Below are 18,083 nucleotides of genomic sequence, written 5' to 3' on the forward strand. Positions count from 1 at the left end.
CAAATTCCTCCTGCCTTAAATATAATTTAATTACACGCTTTCAAGTGTGGCCTCATCAGTAATCAGTTGTTTATGAATAGCATAAGCTGTCAATTTCCCTTGTTGCGCAGCGGTAACCACCATTGCATCTCCCTGACCATCACCAAAGATGACATCACCTGCTGCATATACTTTTGGATTAGATGTTTGATGTGTGTTCATATCGATCTTTACGACCCCTCTGTTATGCTCTAATCCAAGCTCTTCAATTAAATTGACATAGCGGGTTTGACCGATGGCTTTTATAACCGCATCCACTTCCATACTAAACTCAGATCCAGCAACTGGAGTTGGACGACGGCGTCCCGAGTCATCCGGCTCTCCCAGCTCCATACGGACACATTCTAAAGCCTTGACATGACCAGCCTTATCTTTAATAATTTTTATTGGCTGTGTCAGCCACCTAAACTCAACTCCATCTTGCTTGGCAAATTCATACTCAAACTCATAGGCTGTCATTTCCGACTCTGTCCGGCGATAGATCATTTTCACATCGCCTGCCCCTAAACGAACAGAGCATGTCGCGGCATCAATAGCCGTATTCCCAGCTCCGATCACGACAATTTTTTTCCCGATAAACTGCTGATCAAGAGGAGGCGTTTTTGTATTTTCTACAAAGTCAATGGCATCAAATACTCCTTCTGCCTCTTCCCCTTCAATGCCCAGCATAGGAACTTTAGACATCCCTGCGGCTAAAACAACGGCATCAAAGTTATTCATCACTTCTTCTACCGGTATGTCTCTTCCGACCTTTGTATTTGTATGAATTTTCACACCTAACTTTTCAACTTGCTCTACTTCCCACAACGAAATTTCCTGAGGCAGCCGGAAAGAAACGATGCCGTGGGTATCTAATCCCCCAGCTTTTTCTTTCGCTTCAAAAATAGTCACTTCGTATCCAAGACGAGCCAGCTCACGTGCTGCCGATAATCCCGCAGGTCCTCCGCCGATGATACCCACACTTTTGCCATTCGCTTCACCGGCTTGGAATAATTGTTCACTATTTTGGATTGCCCAGTTCGTTGCATGGCGCTGTAAGTTGCCAATCATAATCGGCAGAGAAGCATTATTTAATACACAGGCACCTTCACACAATTCTTCCGTAGGGCAGACGCGTGCGCAGCTGGCTCCTACCGGATTCGCCTCCATAATGACCTTAGCGGAACCTTTTAAATTCCCAGAAGCAATCTTTTTAATAAAAGATGGGATATTAATTCCAGTTGGACAAGCTTTGATACAGGGTGCGTCATAACAGTAAAGACAGCGATTTGATTCTTCAACCGCCTCCTTTGGTGTTAAGGCAGGCTCAAATTCACTAAAGTTCTTCCTTAAATCTTTCAGGGAAATCTTTTTATCCTTTACTCTGTTTAAATGCATACTTATCCCCCTCTCACTCTTTTCCATAGAGCTTAATTTCGCAGCTTCTTTAACTGGCTTCCTGACAATAAAATGTTTTACTTCTGCCTACAACAGACAAACAATCCTTTTGACAACGCTTTCAAAATTATTTTTTTACTAATCGCTAAGACTATAAAAATCTTTTTACTTGCGCTTCCCCTATTTACTCGCCTTTCTTACAAGTTAAATTCTGTGTTAAACCTTATAATTTTCTTAATATTCTTAAAATAGATATTATGATATCAGTGTTAATTTGTCAATCGATTAATTGCTTTTATTTATATTATATTAATCAATTTTAAATAACACTCTAAAGTTATAATAACGGATTTTTTTAAGAAGTTATTTTTTCATTTTTTTATTAATGATTGCATCTAGATATCTTATTTGTTAACTTAACTCATTTAAATTGCAAAAATGTTGTAAAATAAAAATATCTCTTCATTTTTTAAGCCTCGCGAGAAAGAAAGGCGTGAAAGTTTTTGAAAAGAAACGATTTAGAATCCATGATAAAAAAATTAGAAGAAAAAATTAAAAACCAGCAACAGCTTCTGCAAGATTTATATACGCAGTTAGAGGCATTAATTGAGCAAGAAAAAGAACGAGAGCAATATATATCTTCCAAGGAGATTATTGATTTAGTTTTCAAGAAAATCGGCAAGAAAATTAATATGTCTACGATCAAACGCTGGGCGGACGAAGGTTATTTAGGCGAGGTCATTGATGAAAAAGAAAAGTTTTGGGCCTTACATGCCAAACAAGGAAAGAAACGATTTTTATATCCCAAAGCTTATGCATATACTTTTTTGCATGAGAAAGGCTACTTGTCCTCTGAATTTGAAGTGCTTGACCGTGTGCTCGTAAATGCGCACGCAAACGAGCAGCCGATTATTGGAATTATCATTGATTCATGCTTAAACAAAGATCATTTTCAGTACACGATTCAAATTGAAGGATCTTTCGACGTACTCAAAGATGTAGAAGAAAGCAAAATAAAAAGTGTCGAAGGAGCTGATTAGTTAATGAAGGCAAAAATTCAACTTACCAATAACGTTCAAAACCAAGAAATAGCCCGAAAAATTAAACAATCCAATCAAGGCAAGAACAACTTGCTTGATATTTCATTTGAAAAAGACTTATCAAAAATTTTCTTTGAAGGAGAGTATATATGGATTCCTGATAAGTCCTGGTTTTCTAATGACATGCTAATAGAAGGCTATGCGAAAGAAGATGATGATGGGTATGAAATAAGACCAAAGGATAAAGGCAAAACAATTAATCTTCACCTTGATGCCGAGCTAGTCGCTGAGCTGAATGAAATTAGAAATCATGTAATGAGTAAAACACAGCATGATATCATACTTGATCTGTTTAAAAAAGGGCTTGATCAATACAACAAAGAAAACCGCTGAAGTTTGTAACCCGCCAACAGTAAGTACACAACAGCACTATACTCGTCCACTCCTATTTTTTCTAATACCTTTTCTTAATAGGCCGTTCACTGTGGACAGGCCTACTTTTTTCTTGGCTGTTTTGGCAAACTTTGTTGCTATTTACCAAGTAGTGCGGTGTGGTTGATTGCAGCGAGAGTTGCTCTATTGGAGCGGGGCGGGCGGTGAGCCTCCTCGGCGTAAACGCCTGTGGGGTCTCACCTGTCCCGCTTCTCCCGCAGGAGTCTCGCACTTCCGCTCCAATCAACCTTCAACAGTTTTCGTTTTAAAAGCAACAATCTTTTAGAAAAGAGCCTTTTTCTTTTACGCATAATATTAATATCCTTTATTCTGGTATCTCCGATAAAAACATACTGTTTCTCAATTTTCTACAAAAAATTATTTATAGATCACTTGCTTCTCCCTCTCCACTATTAATCTATTCATCTTCTTCTGGAATTTTGTTTAAAATTATTAAATTTTAGTGAGCTTGAAATAAAAAGAAGGAATAAAAAGGATTCAGAAGAATAATTAAATCAAAACACGAAAATATTTTTATTAATATCAAAATAAAATATAAAAAAAGGAGTGAGCAATTTGAATAAGCAAAAAATACTTATTAACGGTGAAAGACTAAAAGAAACACTAGAACGTTTTGCAGATTTTGGACGAACAGAAAACAACGGAGTCACTCGTCTGTCGTTGTCTGAAGAAGACCGTTTAGCAAGGGATTACTTTTGTTCTTTCTGCAAAGAGCTCGGCATGTCCGTTCAAGTAGATGATCTCGGTAATATATATGCGATATTGAAAGGAAAAGAAGACAAACCCCCAATCGTAATAGGCTCTCACATGGATACTGTAAAAAAAGGCGGCCGATTCGATGGTATTTTAGGCGTTGTTGCCGGCTTAGAAATTGTTCGGACTTTAGTAGAAAATAATATAACACCGCAAATTCCTATTATGGTTGTTAACTTTACGAATGAAGAGGGCGCCAGATTTGAGCCTTCGATGATGTCATCCGGCATCCTCTCAGGCAAATTTGAAAAAGCTGTAATGATGAAGAAAACAGATGTTGATGGCATTACTTTTGAAGAAGCGTTGCAGACCATTCAATATACCGGCAACGAGGAATCCCGTTTAAAAGAAGCGACCGCCTTCTTAGAGCTTCATATTGAACAAGGTCCTATTCTTGAGCGGGAATCTTTAGCTATTGGGGTCGTTGAATGTGTAGTGGGGATGGTATGCTATGAAATTGAAGTAACGGGAGAATCCGACCATGCGGGAACGACACCAATGACTATGAGAAAAGACGCTCTGTTTGCAGCAAACGACTTAATAACAAAAGCACGTCAAGAACTCGGTACTCTTGATGATGAGCTTGTGTTTACTATGGGAAGAATGAATGTATCCCCTAATATACACACAGTCATTCCAAATAAAGTTGTCTTCTCTCTAGAAGCAAGACATAAAGACCCAGCCGTCATCACTCAAGTAGAGGAAATGATCGAGGGATTGGCACAGTTGTCTTCTGAGGAAAGCAGCGTGATCAAAGTTAAAAAATTGTGGGACCGGGATACAGTTTGGTTTAACAAACATATTTGTCACCTACTGGAACAGTCCGCAAAGTCTTTAAATTATTCATATAAACGGATGGTGAGCGGGGCTGGCCATGACGCTCAATTTATAGCAAGCTATATCCCGTCTGCCATGATTTTTGTTCCAAGTATTAATGGAAAAAGCCACAGTGAAGACGAGCTGACTGCTTGGGAAGATTGTGAAAAAGGTATAAATGTTCTCCTGGAAACTGCGCTGGTGATTAAACCCGAATAATATTGTTTATCCAGTTGCCGGGTTATCGAAAAGCTTAGTCACTCATTTATATAATGAATTAGGAAACGCACGGACACTTCATTTTATTAGAAAATACGTGAATAATTAAAAAGTTTATGCCCGATTTTATTATTCGGGCATAAACTGAATAATATTTATATATCTCATTAGTTAGCAATAGCTTATTCTTCCCTATCAATATATGCTTATTTATTTCTTTCCACATATTCGTAAGCACACATTGCAAATTCAATTGCCTGGCGTTTGGATGGCTCCATAAAATCTTCTCCTAAAAGTTCATATAGTTTATCCAGCCGGTGATAAAGAGTCTGCCGGACAATATAAAGGCGCTCTGCTGCCTCCTTCTTTGACCCGTTGCACTGTAAATAAATCTTCAGCGTATTCATTAGTTTAGCATTATGAAGCTTGTCAAATGCAAGGACAGGATGTAAATAATCAGCGATAAACTCATCAAGAATTCCTTTTTCTTGAGCAGCATAAATCAATCGATATATATGTAAGTCATTATAAAAATAACTAGTTCGTTCGCTGGGAACGTTTTCTCTAATAACGGATGCTATCTTTGCTTTTTCATAGCTCGTTTTTACTTCGGTTAGCTTATCAACTATTGTTCCTACACTAATTTGATTATGGAAAACCGGTTTGTTTTTCAAATATTCTGACCTCAATATTTGCTCAATTCCTGCTTTTATTCTTTGCTTGCAATCACTTTTATTTCGCTTATCAAGTAAAATAAAAACGATTTCCTTTTTTAAAGCAGCCGATAAAAGAAAAAATCCGTGTTCTTGAAAAACAGAACGCATCAACATTTTTAAGTAAGTAATATTCGAGCTGTCTTTATCCAATTGTTTCGCATGCAGCAAAAAGACCGCTGCTGTTTTAGGTTTTAAATCAGGTTCAAGATTTATCAGAAACCTGCTGATTTGCTCTTCACTATGCTCTCCTTTCAGCCATTCTTGAATCCAGTCTGCTTCCTTTGATCTTCTTCTTTCTTCTGTCCATAATTCACGTAAAATCACTTGAGCAAGAGCCGTTACCGTACGGTCCAAAATCAGCGTCTCAAATTCTGTCATTGTTCCCTCTTCTGAAATAATCATCAACTCCGCAAAACTTTGGTTCCATACATGTATTTCTTGACGCGCGATACTGCCACCCGTCTCAAGCCTGTTTTCATTGATCGATTGGAGTATTTGTTGATTTTCTTTTTTCGCTTTATTCGAAATGACCTCCGCATGGCCTTCTTTCGGGAAGTAAATAACGGGCATGTCAATTTGTTCATACATCATTTCAAGGATTTTATCCTTAGTATCTGTCTCAAGCAACACTTCATTCAGCCTGCGTGAATAATCCTCCAAGTCTGTAATCATTTGATACTGTTTTTTGATAATTAACGTGTGTACACTCTCTGTTATATCGACAAACCGGACTTCCTCGTAAAATACAATGATCGGAAAATCGTGACGGTCAGCGAGTTGAATAATTTCAAAAGGAATCTCACTCATGTATTTTCCAAGCTCTATACACAAGCCAGCTCCCCGGCAATCAATCAATTGCTGCACGAGGGACAGCAATGTTTTTTTACCTTCCTTCCAGCCAACACCTGTTGAAAGGATCAATTCATCTCCATTTAATAGATTGCTAACGTCGGATATTTCCATAACGTGCACCCATTTTACAGTTCGGTGTGTTCCGCTTTTTCCTGCCACGATTTCCGCCTTTTGAAAATGTTCATTCTCCAACACTTCTTGTACAGATAATTTAATTTCATTCTTCATATGTACACCTTGCCTCAATAAGGAATAGTTTTATATTAGTTTAAATTCAAATCAAGGAACATTCAATGATATGAAGGTTTGGCAGTCCAACCTTAGGCAGATGAAAAAGAATTTATTATTTAACTCTTTGTTACTTACATGATAACGGCCGAAGCGGTTTGCTTATATTTAAAAAGGCTGCCCGTAAGTCAGTTATCTGACTTATGAGACAGCCTCCTCTTTTGTTTAGAAAAGCTTTTATTTCACCATCTAGCTGTAAGCATTTTACGTCTCGTGTAGAACTCTACCCCATCTGATCCATTGGCATGCAGGTCGCCATAAAAAGAGTTTTTCCATCCGGAAAACGGGAAGAACGCCATTGGAGCAGGGACTCCAATATTTACCCCAAGCATCCCCACTTGAATGTTTTCTCTAAAATACCGTACATCGTGGCCGCTAGCCGTAAATAAACAGGCTCCGTTCCCAAAATCGGATTGGTTTGTCAGATCGATTGCCTCTTCTAAGCTATTCACGCGAACAATGGATAAGACCGGTGCGAAGATTTCTTCTTTCCAGATTTTCATATTCGGCTGCACTTGATCAAAGATCGTTGGGCCGATAAAGTATCCCTTCTCATGGTTAAGTTCATCTTTTCGTCCATCCCTAACTAAAACAGCGCCTTCTTGTTCCCCACTTTCAATATAGTTTTTCGTTTTTTCCTTATGCTCCTGGCGAATAACCGGGCCTAAAAAGACATCCTCCTCTAACCCGTCACCCATCTTGAGGTTATCCGCTGCTTCCGTCAGCTTTTGCACGAGTGAGTCCGCTGCATCGCCTACAGCCACAACAACAGAACAAGCCATGCAACGCTCGCCTGCCGAACCGTAAGCAGCATTAATAATTTCTTTCACAGCTAAATCTAAGTCGCAATCCGGCATAACGATTGTATGATTCTTAGCTCCGGCTAAAGCTTGCACCCGTTTGCCATAATTGGCAGCGGTTTGATAAATATACTTTGCCACCGGCTGTGAACCAACGAATGAAATGGCTGCCACATCTTCATGCTCCAGCAATCCATTCACGACATCATGAGCCCCGTGAACAATGTTTAAAACGCCGTTTGGAAGTCCTGCTTCTTGAAACAGTTCCGCTAAACGATTGGCCAGAAGCGGCGTGCGTTCAGATGGTTTTAATACGAATGTATTTCCGCAGGCAATCGCCAGCGGGAACATCCAGCATGGCACCATCATCGGAAAGTTAAACGGAGTAATTCCCCCTACTACCCCTACCGGATAGCGGAACATACCGGATTCAATATTTGTTGAGATGTCTGGAAGTTGTTTTCCCATCATTAACGTAGGAGCTCCCGCTGCGAACTCCACACATTCAATGCCGCGCTGCACTTCGCCATACGCTTCACCATAGTTCTTTCCATTTTCTTGTGTAATAAGCTTCGCAAGTGCTTCCCAATTATCCACTAACAATTGCTGGTATTTAAATAAAATTCTTGCTCTTTTAGGCACAGGCGTCTGGCTCCATGTTTTAAACGCTTCTTTCGCCGTTTGAACGGCAACATGTACATCCTCTTTTGTTGAGATCGGAACATTTGCCAAGTTCTCACCTGTAGCTGGATTAGGCACTGGTCTATATTCATCTGTCTTCACTTCTATCCATTTACCACCAATATAATTTTTTAATATATTTGTCGTTGTAATTGTCATTTTCCCTCTCTCCTTCTTATCTTAAATTTGAACTATAAACAAATCATCAATGAAAATAATAATCAATTCCTTATCGTGTTCAGCGATGGAGAAAATTGATAATCATAACAAACCTTATATAACTCCATAATTTCTTCTTTGACAGGGACTTTTGGGTTATTTGCAGGACTTCCGCTTGCCAGCGCATCATCTGCCATTTTTAAAAGAGCAGCTAGAAAATCTTTTTCAGGAATTCCCCAGCTTTTTAAATTAGGAATATTCAAGTTCACGCACAACTCTTTTATCTTATTAATAGCTAAATGAGCGATCTCATCCACTGACCGGCTCTCTCTTTCCTTTTCATCCAAGAGAATTTCCGCGATACTTGCGAGTTGACCTTTGCACGCCACTTTGCTAAATTCTAATACTGCTGGGAGCAGCTTGACGTTAGAGACACCGTGGATAAATTCGTAATTACTGTCACATCTGTTGCTTCAGAACCTGTGCCTGCAGTTGTCGGAATAGCGATATGGGCAATTCTTGAAGTCTCGGCCCGTTTTCGATTTCCCATATAGTCCCCAACATAGCCTCCATTTTTCTCTAACACGACAATCGCTTTTGCAGTATCAATACAGCTGCCTCCCCCAAGTGAAATAACGAGATCACATTTTTCTTTTATAAGTAAATCTAGTGATTCAGCTACATATTGATCTGTTGGCTCTGAAGAAACCCCCTCGTAAACAACTGCTTCCATTCCTTCCGCTAAGAGCATTTTTTTACTTGTTTCCACATATCCTAACTTAGTCATGATGTGATCTGTGACAACGAGTGCTTTCTTCCCTCTGGCAGAAGCTTCTTTTCCCAATTGTTGAAAAGCACCTTGCCCGTACACTATTTTTTGTGGAGATTGAAAAACAGCAGGTTTATCCATTCCATCCACCTCTTTTTGTTAGTCAATCACTATAAATGCAAGATACATGCCAATCGCAACTGCCACATTTTCGCTTAAACAGACAGAAAGATGAAGCTTATTCACTACGCTTTTTATAAATTGTATATAGACAACTACACAATTAGCCAAAAAACGTAGAATCGGTCTCGAAGAAAGCTGTTATGTTTTGCTGAAAGCAAAAAGGGAAATGGTATAAATAACTAGAAATTAAGGAGGTGGAAACAATGAGTTTACTTTACGCCAAGGCAATGGAAGCGTTTAAGAAAGATGCCGAGCCTCAGAACACAGCTAAAATTCAAACTACGAAGTCCAAACATAAAGACTCCAAATAAAGATTTTTCTGTAATAGATAATTGTTCGAAAATATCTATATATGGGATGTCAGCAGGAAACTGCATTGCCTGACGACACCCCAAAAAGTAAGAAACCCATCTCAAAAAAGTCGATTTTCCGTACGATAAGAATTGGCTTTTTTGTTCTTTTGTCAAACTATTAGCTGGTTTAGTTGAAGCCCCCTACAATCTTATGTGCTTACTTTGCATAATTCCAAATTTTTTGATTTTTTGATACAAAGTTGTGCGGTGAATCCCAAGCCGCTTTGCCGCCTTTGTTTTATTTCCTTCCGTTCCTTGAAGCACCTTCATAATCAGAGCTTTTTCTTTTTCAAAACTGTCCTGTTTCGCTTTCTCTAAAATATTGTTTAGAGGCTCTGCTGTTGTTTTAATCTGACTAAATGAATTTCCTTCTGTCATTGCGCTTCTTCCAACTCTGTTGTCTCATTTAATTGGCCAGCAGATTTTCCCGCAGAAACATTCATCGCTTGAATATAATCCAGACTGTCCTTTAGTGTAATCAGATCCCTTTCGATTAACGCAACGAGACGTTCAACGGTATTAACTAATTCACGAATATTTCCCGGCCACTCATAGTTAATAAAAGCGGATACAGCCTCCGAAGTCATTTGTTTTTCGGCTAGTCCATAATTCCGGCAGACTTCTTTAAGGTAATGAGATAATAAAGTTGGAATATCGCTTTTTCGCTCTCTTAACGGTGGGATGTGAAGCCTGATAATATCGAGACGATAAAACAAGTCTTCACGAAATGTGCCTTCCTTCACCATTTCTTCCAGATTCCTATTTGTAGCCGCAATCACCCGCATATGGACTTGATATTTCTTCACTCCTCCCACACGTTCTGCTTCTTTTTCCTGCAGGACGCGCAGAAGCTTTGTTTGCATCACCGCAGACATTTCACCAATTTCATCTAAAAATAAAGTGCCGTTATTGGCAAGCTCAATCTTTCCAGGTTTCCCCCCTTTTCTAGCACCTGTAAAAGCTCCATCCTCATAGCCAAAAAGCTCAGATTCTATTAAATTTTCTGGAATAGCTGCACAGTTTACGGAAATGAGCGGACCGGCAGCATAACGGCTAAGCTGATGTATGCTTTTGGCAAACATTTCCTTGCCCGTTCCGCTTTCTCCTGTAATTAATACGGTTGCAGCTGTTCTTGCGGCTCGCCTTGCCAGCCGCTTCACTGTTGATAAACTCTCGCTGTCACCAATAATTTGTCCGATCGTCACATTTTTTTCAATCGTACTTTTTTTAATGGATGAGAAAGCTTCCTCTTTCCATTTTATATTATTCTTTTGAAGTCTCTCAAGATTCTTCTGTAAAATATGTAAATAATTCATTAATCCATCTAATATATCTTGTCTCGTTAATATCCCCACAAGTTTAGATTTCGAATCAATAACGGGAAATTGCTTATACGGAAATGAAAGAAGCCCGGTAATTAGCTCGTCTTCTTGCACAGTAACAAACTTTTCTTTCTTAGGATAAGGAATAATATCTTCGGCAGACTGCCCATTAACTAGATAATGCAAAAGGTGTTTAGTTGTTATAAGTCCGATTAGATTCTTTTCGTCATTTACCATTGGAAGTGAACCAACCTGAGACTTGAGCAGCTTATCCGCTATATCTTTAATCGTTTGATGAGATGTAACTACATAGGGGTTTGGAGTCATCCAGTTCTTAATTTGCAAAAAGTCATTTTCATCTAATCTTTCATACGGAAGATTTTCCTTATATAAATCCTGCACAGACAAAGCCATCCCTCTCCATCCTTTATTATGTATTTCTTTTCATTTCCTTATATAAAGAAAATTCGGTCTTTTGAACAAAAGTCCTCTAAATTGTTAAATTGTTTTCCGTAACAAAAAAGATGACCTTGTTTAGTATTTTCTAAACTTGATCATCTTTTTATTTAGCGGCTATTTTTAACAACCCCTAGAAAAAATATTACTCCTCTTTTACTCTCATTAGAAACCTTTTTGTTCTTTCTTCCTTAGGACAATTAAATATTTCTTCCGAAGTTCCTTCCTCGACAATAACTCCACCGTCCATAAAAATGACACGATCAGCTACTTCTTTGGCAAAATTCATTTCATGTGTAACGACTACCATCGTCATTCCTTCTTGAGCTAAATCTTTCATCACTTGCAGAACTTCTCTAACAAGTTCCGGATCTAAAGCAGATGTAGGTTCATCATAGAGCATGACCATCGGTTTCATTGAAAGTGCCCGAGCAATAGCCACCCTTTGCTGCTGCCCTCCCGAAAGCTGTGATGGATAATGATCACAGCGTTCTCCAAGTCCTACTTTTTCTAAAAGTGATTTGGCTAACTTCCTTGCTTCTTCACGTTCCACTCCTTGAACGACTATAGGACCTTCCATTACATTTTCGATGGCCGTTTTATGTGGAAATAGATTAAATTGTTGAAAAACAAAGCCTGTTCTTTTTCGTAATTCCTTTATTTCATTTTTTCGTTTACGACTTGTTTTTTCACCGGCAGCTACTTCTTGCTGACCTATTTGAATGACCCCTTCGGTCGGTTCTTCTAAAAAAGTTAAGCAACGCAACAGTGTGGATTTTCCAGAACCGCTCGGCCCCATGAGAACGACTACTTCACTCTTATTTACAGTAAGGTCAATTCCTTGAAGAACTTCATTAGTCCCAAACTTCTTTTTGAGGTTTGTTAATTGAATAATGCTCATGCCCATCTCCTTTTAAATCTGTATTTACAAAATTCAATCTTAGAGTGCAATATGTTGAGATGTTCGCTTCTCCAGCCTATCCAGCATGACAGAAAAAACCGTAATGATTATCCAATAAAGCGCCGCAGCCAATAAATAAATCGTTAACGGTTCGAATGTTTTAGCAATGAGCAATGATGACATCTGCAATAATTCTGTTACCGTAATGACCGAGATAAGAGATGTATCTTTAATTAGTACGATAAATGAATTGGACATTGTAGGGATGGCAATACGAAGACTTTGTGGAAGTATAATTCTTCGTAAAGCTTGCCAGTAAGTCATCCCAAGGGATACTGAGGCTTCCATTTGTCCTTTATCAACGGATAGGATAGAAGCTCGAAAGGACTCTGATAAATAAGCCCCCGCATTTAAACTTAACGCAAGTATTCCTGATGGTATCGGATCCAATTCAATATTTACTTGAGGTAAGCCGTAATAAATTACGAAAATTTGTACGAGCAGCGGTGTACCACGAAAAATAGAAACATATAAAGAAGCAATGGCGTCTAGCAGCTTAATCTTGGATATTCTTGCTAATGCCGTGAAAAACCCGAGAAGAAGAGCAATTAAAATCGATACCACTGCTAAAAAAATTGTCATTAACGTAGCATTTAGTAAAGTTGGCAAGGACTCAATAATTATTGAGATATCCATGAAGTTTCCTCCAATCTAACTATCTTACGATCCAAAAATAAATTCATATGTTCATATTTAGGGAGAAAAATTCGTACTAAACTAAAACTTCTTCTTTAAATACTATTTTAATTCCCAAGTCGTTTAGTTCTTGTATAAAAGGATTAAATAGATCCTTAATAATCACATTTTCAATTGGAACAATCCCTACATCTGTTATTTTTTTCATAGCAATCCAATTTGCAAGCAACATGGCTGGAAGAGCTGTCGTTTTGGCCATTGATGTAATATTTCGCTCATGGTCAAACAAATCAACCATTTCCCACATATACTTTGTTTGTTTTCCATCTTTTATGCCGCTAACTTCTACACGCACAACAGTAATGTCTTCTTTGGAACTTCCTTGCATCTTTGGTGCTAACACCTTTTCCGAAAATGCCCGGGGACTAATTTGGTGCCCATCGATATCTAACGGCTGCTCATCTAAGAAACCTAATTGCCCTAACACGTTCATTTTTTCCCAATGACCTTCATATCGAACTGTTTTTTCATATAACTTTTTTACTTTATCTTTTAAAGTATAAGCTGTACTATGGGCATCCGTAATAACTGCTTCACAATTACCTACAGGATCTGGGAATGTTAGTTTTTCCAAGCCTGATAAAGGAGGCAACTCTATTAACTTACCACCTTCGGCTGCCAACGCAGGCCTTGTATAAAGCCCTAATACACTTTCAAGCCTAAAAACGACCTGATACCATAACGGAGGCACTGGATATCTTGGAATTCCACCGCAAATCATTACCGCTTCATCAGCTTCATCTAATAATTCAATTCCTTGAGCTGCTAAAAAGTTAGTTATTCCAGGGGCTACCCCACATCCCGGCATAATAATAACGCCAGCCTCCCTCGCGTGTTGATCTAATTTCATTTTTTCTTCAAATTTAGATCCAACTAAGTCTACTAGATGGCATTTTGCTGATATGGCTGCTTTAATAGCCGCTAAACTTAAGGAATGTGGCAAGCACGCCACTGCAACGTCTGCATCTTTTAACACTTTAGCTATATCATCTTCCGTTTGCAGCGAAGCTACTTTACCAACAACTTTTGAATTATTAGCAATCTCTAAACACTTTTCAACGCTAAATTCGTTTCCATCAACAGCAGTTACTGAATCAATACTTGGAAATTTCACTAATTCACTTACTACTGTTGTACCAATCATCCCGGTTCCTAAAACGACTGCACGCATTTTAAACTACCTCCTTAGAATGCTTTCATATTGTGTATTCAATAAAGTGAGGAATCGAGGAATCGTCATACTCTTATTCGCTCCATAGACTGATCGATTATTTCTCTAAAGGTTTTGTTCCAAACCATTTTTTATAAATCTTGTCATACGTTCCATCTGCTTTCATATCAACTAGAATGGTGTTAACTTCCTTAACAAAGTCTTCGTTTCCTTTTTTTACAGCCATTCCAATTTCATCTTTGTTTAAAATATCGCTGGAAATCTTGAGAGGTAATTTTTGCTCTTTAATATTGTAGCTCATCAATAATTGGTCATTTATAATGACGTCTAATCTTTTATTCGCCAGGTCTTGAACATAGTCATTTACAGCTTTGTACAATTTAACATTTGCCCCGTCTACACTTCTGGCTACTTCTTCAAATGTTGTTCCTCCGCCTACTCCAACGTTTTTTCCTTTAATGTCTTCAAGCTTTTTTACATTATTAGTATCCTTTCTAGTTATTAGTACAGAACCAGTAACTACGTAAGGATCAGTGAAATCAACACTCTTTTTCCGTTCTTCTGTAACAGTCATCTGTCCAATGATAATGTCAAATTTATCTGATTTCAGACCACCGATCAGACTATCCCATTTTGTTGCGACAAACTCAGTTTCAGTTCCTAAACGCTTGGCAATCTCATTAGAAATGTCTACATCAAATCCTTGATATTTTTGCTTATCATCTAAGAAATTAAATGGAGGAAATGTTCCTTCAAATCCAACCTTTAAAACTTTTGTTTCTTCAATTCGATCCATTACTTTCTGTTTACTGTTTCCACTAACTTCTTTTCCGCCGCTGCACCCTGCAACCATACCTATAAGTAAGAAAGCGATAATTGACAAAATTAAATTCTTTCTCATTTAGAATCCCCCTTTGAATAATCTCTTAACTGATAACGCTTTCAATAGTGGTGCCTGTTCTTCTCCTTCCATTTAAATTTAATGATCTATTAAGGTTATACAGTGTTGTTCAAAATTGTTGTCCATAATTGTAGTACAATTTATTTTAGTGTATACTAGAGTTAGTTAAATTGTCAATATTTTTAGAAAATTATAAATAAAAGTGTTTAGACAAGACTTTAACTCTCATAATTAATGAAGCAGGTGAGTTTGGTATATGAAAAAAAATTCAATGGAGCATTATGTATACGATCATATAAAAACAGCTATTTTATCGCGTAAACTGGCACCTGGAAAGCAGCTAGTTGAAAACAAAATTTCTAATACGCTGCAAGTAAGTCGTACTCCTATTAGAAACGCAATAAAAAAATTGTCTCTTGAAGGGCTAGTCGATATTATTCCGAATAAAGGCGCTTTTGTGACTAGCCCAACTAAAGAAGAAATTATTCAAGCGTACGAACTACGGGCAAATTTAGAGTTTTTAGCGGCTAGTAAAGCTATGGACTCAATGACTGAAGAGGATTTTACTGAAATTAAAAAAAGCATTGAAGAAGAAAACAAAGTCTTATTAAATAAGAACTCAGAAGCTTACGTGAAATCTAACAAATCTTTTCACGTTGCCATAACGGAAAAATGCAACAATACATTTTTAAATGAGTTTATTGTAACGCTCATCAATCGAACAAATATTTATCTTCTTCTTTATGATGAATTTTTCGACAATCCAGAGCAACAACCTTATAGTCCTGATGAACATACGTATATTTTGAATTTAATGGAGCAAAAGAACGAAGTTGAGCTAAAGATTGCCCTAGAAAATCACTTTAAACGCGCCTTTAAAAGTTTAGATATTCGTTATAATGAATACAAAGAAGTGGATGAAATTTTTTAGATAAAAAAGATCAGCCAGAAAAAAAACTGGCTGACCTCTTATGTTAAAATATTTTTAGACTTACAAAGTAAATTGCTTAAGTAAGTCATTCAATTCTTCGGCAAGGTTTGCTAACGTTTCTGCATTATCCGTGATTTGCTCCATAGAACTGTTTGTTTGTTGAGCTGCCGCTGCCGTTTCTTCTACACCGGCAGCGGCTTCTTCTGAAATGGAGGCGATGTTTTCAACTACTGAATGGATGCCTGCGGTTTCATTATTAATTTGCGTTAAATGGGAAGAGATCACTCTAATTTTTTCAACAAGGATCGAAATAGCCTCTGTGATTTCTTCAAATGTGGTTCCCGTCGTCCGGATTTGTTCTGCTCCTTCCTCCACTTTTTCAAAGCTTTCTTGCAAGGAAATAGTCACTTCTTTTGAACCTTGTTGAATCCCATCGACTGTATGAGTGATGCCGCTAACCGATTCTTTGACTTGTTCTGAAAGCTTGCGAACTTCATCTGCGACGACGGCAAATCCTTTTCCATGCTCCCCTGCCCTGGCTGCTTCTATTGCTGCATTCAGCGCTAATAAATTCGTCTGCTCCGCAATACCCTGGATGACTTGAATCGTTCCTGAAATTTGCTTTGCTTGCTCATCTAAGTCTTTCACTTTGTGCACCGAAGCTCTGACAATTTCATGGATCGTACTCATATCATTAATCGAAATATCCATCAATTCTTTTCCTTTGTATGTTAAATTCAATACGTGTTTTGTCGTTGTGGACATTTCTTCTCCATTTTGATACGCTTGCTGGATATTTTCGGAGAACTCCCCGACTCTTTCTGCTAACTCCATCGATGAATGTGCTTGTGTTTCCGCCCCTTCAGACAATTCATGCATCGTAACAGCAATTTGCTGACTGCCTTCATTTATTTCGTTGGAAGATTGTTTGAGAATCGCACTTTGCTTAGTCATTACATCTGACGTATTCGAGATTCGTTCAACCATCTCCCTAAAACTTTGCTGCATTTTCATAATCGAATGAGTTAACAGCCCGATCTCATCATTTCTTTCTTTGCCATCATATGTTGCATTTAATTTCCCTCTGGCGAATTCATCCATGAAATGAGTGACTTGTTTAATAGGCTGAGAAATAGAACGGCTGAATAAATACGCAACAGTGATTAAACATAATAACGTAATACCTCCTACAATCAGCGTTAATAAAGTCATCTTGTCGCCTGCTTCATTAATAACAGATATATCTTGTAAAATACCGATCATTCCGATAACTTCTGTTTTAGTAGGATCAAACATTGGTACGTACGTTTGCAAAGATTCTCCCTTTTCCATAGACACTTCTTTTCCTGAAAGAACCTTGTCCATAATGGATTGATCATCTAACTGATCGCCAACATTTTCTTTTTCGGATGAAACAACTGTTTCACCAGACTCATTATATAAATTCAGCTGCACACCTTGAACCGCTTCAGTTAACTGCTTTAAAAAACCTTCATCAATACCTGTTTGCAGCGTCCCTATCATTTCATTGTTATGTATAATCGGTACAAAAGCCCGCACAGCCAATCCGCTGTTGCCAAATTCAAACCCTGAAATTTCTTCTTCATTTAGAGCAGCTTGAATAGCAGTGAGATCACTTTTGTCATCTCCATACTTTTCGGGATTGTGTCCCCTTAGGAATACAATTCCGTCCTTACTCCCGAGTTCAAACACGCTTAGCTGTTGTTCTTCTTTCAGTCGTTCAAAAACTGGCTTCACTTTTCCCGCTAATTGTTCCCGGTTGTTTGTCTTGAAAGCTGCGATCAGCTCTTGATCTTGAGCGTAGATCTTTGTTAACTCCAACAAATCCTTTGAAGCCAAATCAAGACTATTGACTACCGACTGCTTAGTTGATTGTTGGCTTTGTTTCGTAAGTGTTGAAAATCCTTGATTGGCGTTATGCAGCAAAATAGCGCTTAATAGAAGCAATGGGATAATTGAAGTTGTTAACAGGATAATGAATAACTTTGTATTTAGCGATTTTAATTTAACCAATGGTACTTTCCTCCTTATTCCAAATCACAGGAATAATTGACTGTGTATAATTCACTAAATCATCATAACTTATGAGTAATTATAATCACAGGAAAAGTCCTACTTCTTTACAA

12 protein-coding genes and 2 pseudogenes are annotated in these 18,083 nt (G+C 38.0%); 4 read left to right on the forward strand and 10 right to left on the reverse strand.

The annotated features are described in order from the left end of the window. Positions 1-30: 30 nt before the first annotated feature. Complete coding sequence (locus tag F9802_RS13710) at positions 31-1,416, reverse strand: NAD(P)-dependent oxidoreductase (protein ID WP_225435354.1); 1,386 nt, start codon at positions 1,414-1,416, stop codon at positions 31-33. 503 nt (positions 1,417-1,919) lie between these two features. Here F9802_RS13710 and F9802_RS13715 point away from each other — a divergent pair. From F9802_RS13715 to F9802_RS13725, 3 genes are all read left to right on the forward strand, one after another. After that, positions 1,920-2,456: a hypothetical protein gene (locus tag F9802_RS13715; RefSeq protein WP_152152903.1), complete on the forward strand. Its 537-nt coding sequence runs from the start codon at positions 1,920-1,922 to the stop codon at positions 2,454-2,456. 3 nt (positions 2,457-2,459) lie between these two features. Beyond that, positions 2,460-2,849 carry a hypothetical protein gene (locus tag F9802_RS13720; protein WP_152152905.1) on the forward strand — a complete coding sequence of 130 codons (390 nt, stop codon included), beginning with the start codon at positions 2,460-2,462 and terminating at the stop codon, positions 2,847-2,849. Between the two features lie 615 nt (positions 2,850-3,464). Then, positions 3,465-4,697 carry a Zn-dependent hydrolase gene (locus tag F9802_RS13725; protein ID WP_152152907.1) on the forward strand — a complete coding sequence of 411 codons (1,233 nt, stop codon included), beginning with the start codon at positions 3,465-3,467 and terminating at the stop codon, positions 4,695-4,697. Between the two features lie 206 nt (positions 4,698-4,903). Here the strand turns inward: F9802_RS13725 and F9802_RS13730 are convergent, their stop codons facing one another. From F9802_RS13730 to F9802_RS13770, 8 genes and pseudogenes are all read right to left on the reverse strand, one after another. Continuing rightward, positions 4,904-6,493 (reverse strand): PucR family transcriptional regulator, encoded by a 1,590-nt coding sequence (locus F9802_RS13730; protein ID WP_152152909.1) that lies wholly within the window; start codon positions 6,491-6,493, stop codon positions 4,904-4,906. A 242-nt stretch (positions 6,494-6,735) separates the two neighbouring features. Then, complete coding sequence (locus F9802_RS13735) at positions 6,736-8,193, reverse strand: CoA-acylating methylmalonate-semialdehyde dehydrogenase (protein WP_152152910.1); 1,458 nt, start codon at positions 8,191-8,193, stop codon at positions 6,736-6,738. Positions 8,194-8,255: 62 nt separating this feature from the next. After that, a pseudogene (locus F9802_RS13740) lies at positions 8,256-9,103 on the reverse strand (iron-containing alcohol dehydrogenase). Between the two features lie 536 nt (positions 9,104-9,639). Beyond that, positions 9,640-11,147 (reverse strand): annotated as a pseudogene (locus tag F9802_RS13750) (sigma 54-interacting transcriptional regulator). 274 nt (positions 11,148-11,421) lie between these two features. Beyond that, positions 11,422-12,177, reverse strand: a complete 756-nt coding sequence (locus F9802_RS13755; protein ID WP_318636114.1) for an amino acid ABC transporter ATP-binding protein — start codon at positions 12,175-12,177, stop codon at positions 11,422-11,424. A gap of 39 nt (positions 12,178-12,216) precedes the next feature. After that, the gene (locus tag F9802_RS13760) at positions 12,217-12,873 is read right to left on the reverse strand and encodes an amino acid ABC transporter permease (protein ID WP_152152916.1); all 657 of its coding nucleotides are present in this window, start codon (positions 12,871-12,873) and stop codon (positions 12,217-12,219) included. A 76-nt stretch (positions 12,874-12,949) separates the two neighbouring features. Next, a complete protein-coding gene (locus F9802_RS13765; RefSeq protein ID WP_152152918.1) occupies positions 12,950-14,104 on the reverse strand; it encodes a saccharopine dehydrogenase family protein in 1,155 nt (384 codons plus the stop codon). Between the two features lie 97 nt (positions 14,105-14,201). After that, positions 14,202-15,005, reverse strand: coding sequence for a transporter substrate-binding domain-containing protein (locus F9802_RS13770; RefSeq protein WP_152152920.1), 804 nt, complete (start codon positions 15,003-15,005; stop codon positions 14,202-14,204). A gap of 256 nt (positions 15,006-15,261) precedes the next feature. Between F9802_RS13770 and F9802_RS13775 the strand changes: the two genes are divergently transcribed. Then, on the forward strand, positions 15,262-15,936 hold the full coding sequence (locus F9802_RS13775) for a GntR family transcriptional regulator (protein ID WP_152152922.1): 675 nt from the start codon (positions 15,262-15,264) through the stop codon (positions 15,934-15,936). Positions 15,937-15,996: 60 nt separating this feature from the next. On the opposite strand, the gene F9802_RS13780 is transcribed toward F9802_RS13775, so the two are convergent. Continuing rightward, on the reverse strand, positions 15,997-17,970 hold the full coding sequence (locus F9802_RS13780; protein ID WP_152152924.1) for a methyl-accepting chemotaxis protein: 1,974 nt from the start codon (positions 17,968-17,970) through the stop codon (positions 15,997-15,999). Between the last annotated feature and the right edge of the window lie 113 nt (positions 17,971-18,083).

Origin of the sequence: Bacillus aerolatus (genome assembly GCF_009183655.1) — a bacterium.
Classification (GTDB): domain Bacteria; phylum Bacillota; class Bacilli; order Bacillales; family Domibacillaceae; genus Pseudobacillus; species Pseudobacillus aerolatus.

What these genes read in the sequence shown, in the direction of transcription:
- F9802_RS13760 (WP_152152916.1), bottom strand. Translation starts at nt 12,873, where the DNA reads ATGGATATCTCAATAATTATTGAGTCCTTGCCAACTTTACTAAATGCT.
- F9802_RS13775 (WP_152152922.1), top strand. Translation starts at nt 15,262, where the DNA reads ATGAAAAAAAATTCAATGGAGCATTATGTATACGATCATATAAAAACA.
- F9802_RS13735 (WP_152152910.1), bottom strand. Translation starts at nt 8,193, where the DNA reads ATGACAATTACAACGACAAATATATTAAAAAATTATATTGGTGGTAAA.
- F9802_RS13755 (WP_318636114.1), bottom strand. Translation starts at nt 12,177, where the DNA reads ATGAGCATTATTCAATTAACAAACCTCAAAAAGAAGTTTGGGACTAAT.
- F9802_RS13730 (WP_152152909.1), bottom strand. Translation starts at nt 6,493, where the DNA reads ATGAAGAATGAAATTAAATTATCTGTACAAGAAGTGTTGGAGAATGAA.
- F9802_RS13710 (WP_225435354.1), bottom strand. Translation starts at nt 1,416, where the DNA reads ATGCATTTAAACAGAGTAAAGGATAAAAAGATTTCCCTGAAAGATTTA.
- F9802_RS13720 (WP_152152905.1), top strand. Translation starts at nt 2,460, where the DNA reads ATGAAGGCAAAAATTCAACTTACCAATAACGTTCAAAACCAAGAAATA.
- F9802_RS13765 (WP_152152918.1), bottom strand. Translation starts at nt 14,104, where the DNA reads ATGCGTGCAGTCGTTTTAGGAACCGGGATGATTGGTACAACAGTAGTA.
- F9802_RS13770 (WP_152152920.1), bottom strand. Translation starts at nt 15,005, where the DNA reads ATGAGAAAGAATTTAATTTTGTCAATTATCGCTTTCTTACTTATAGGT.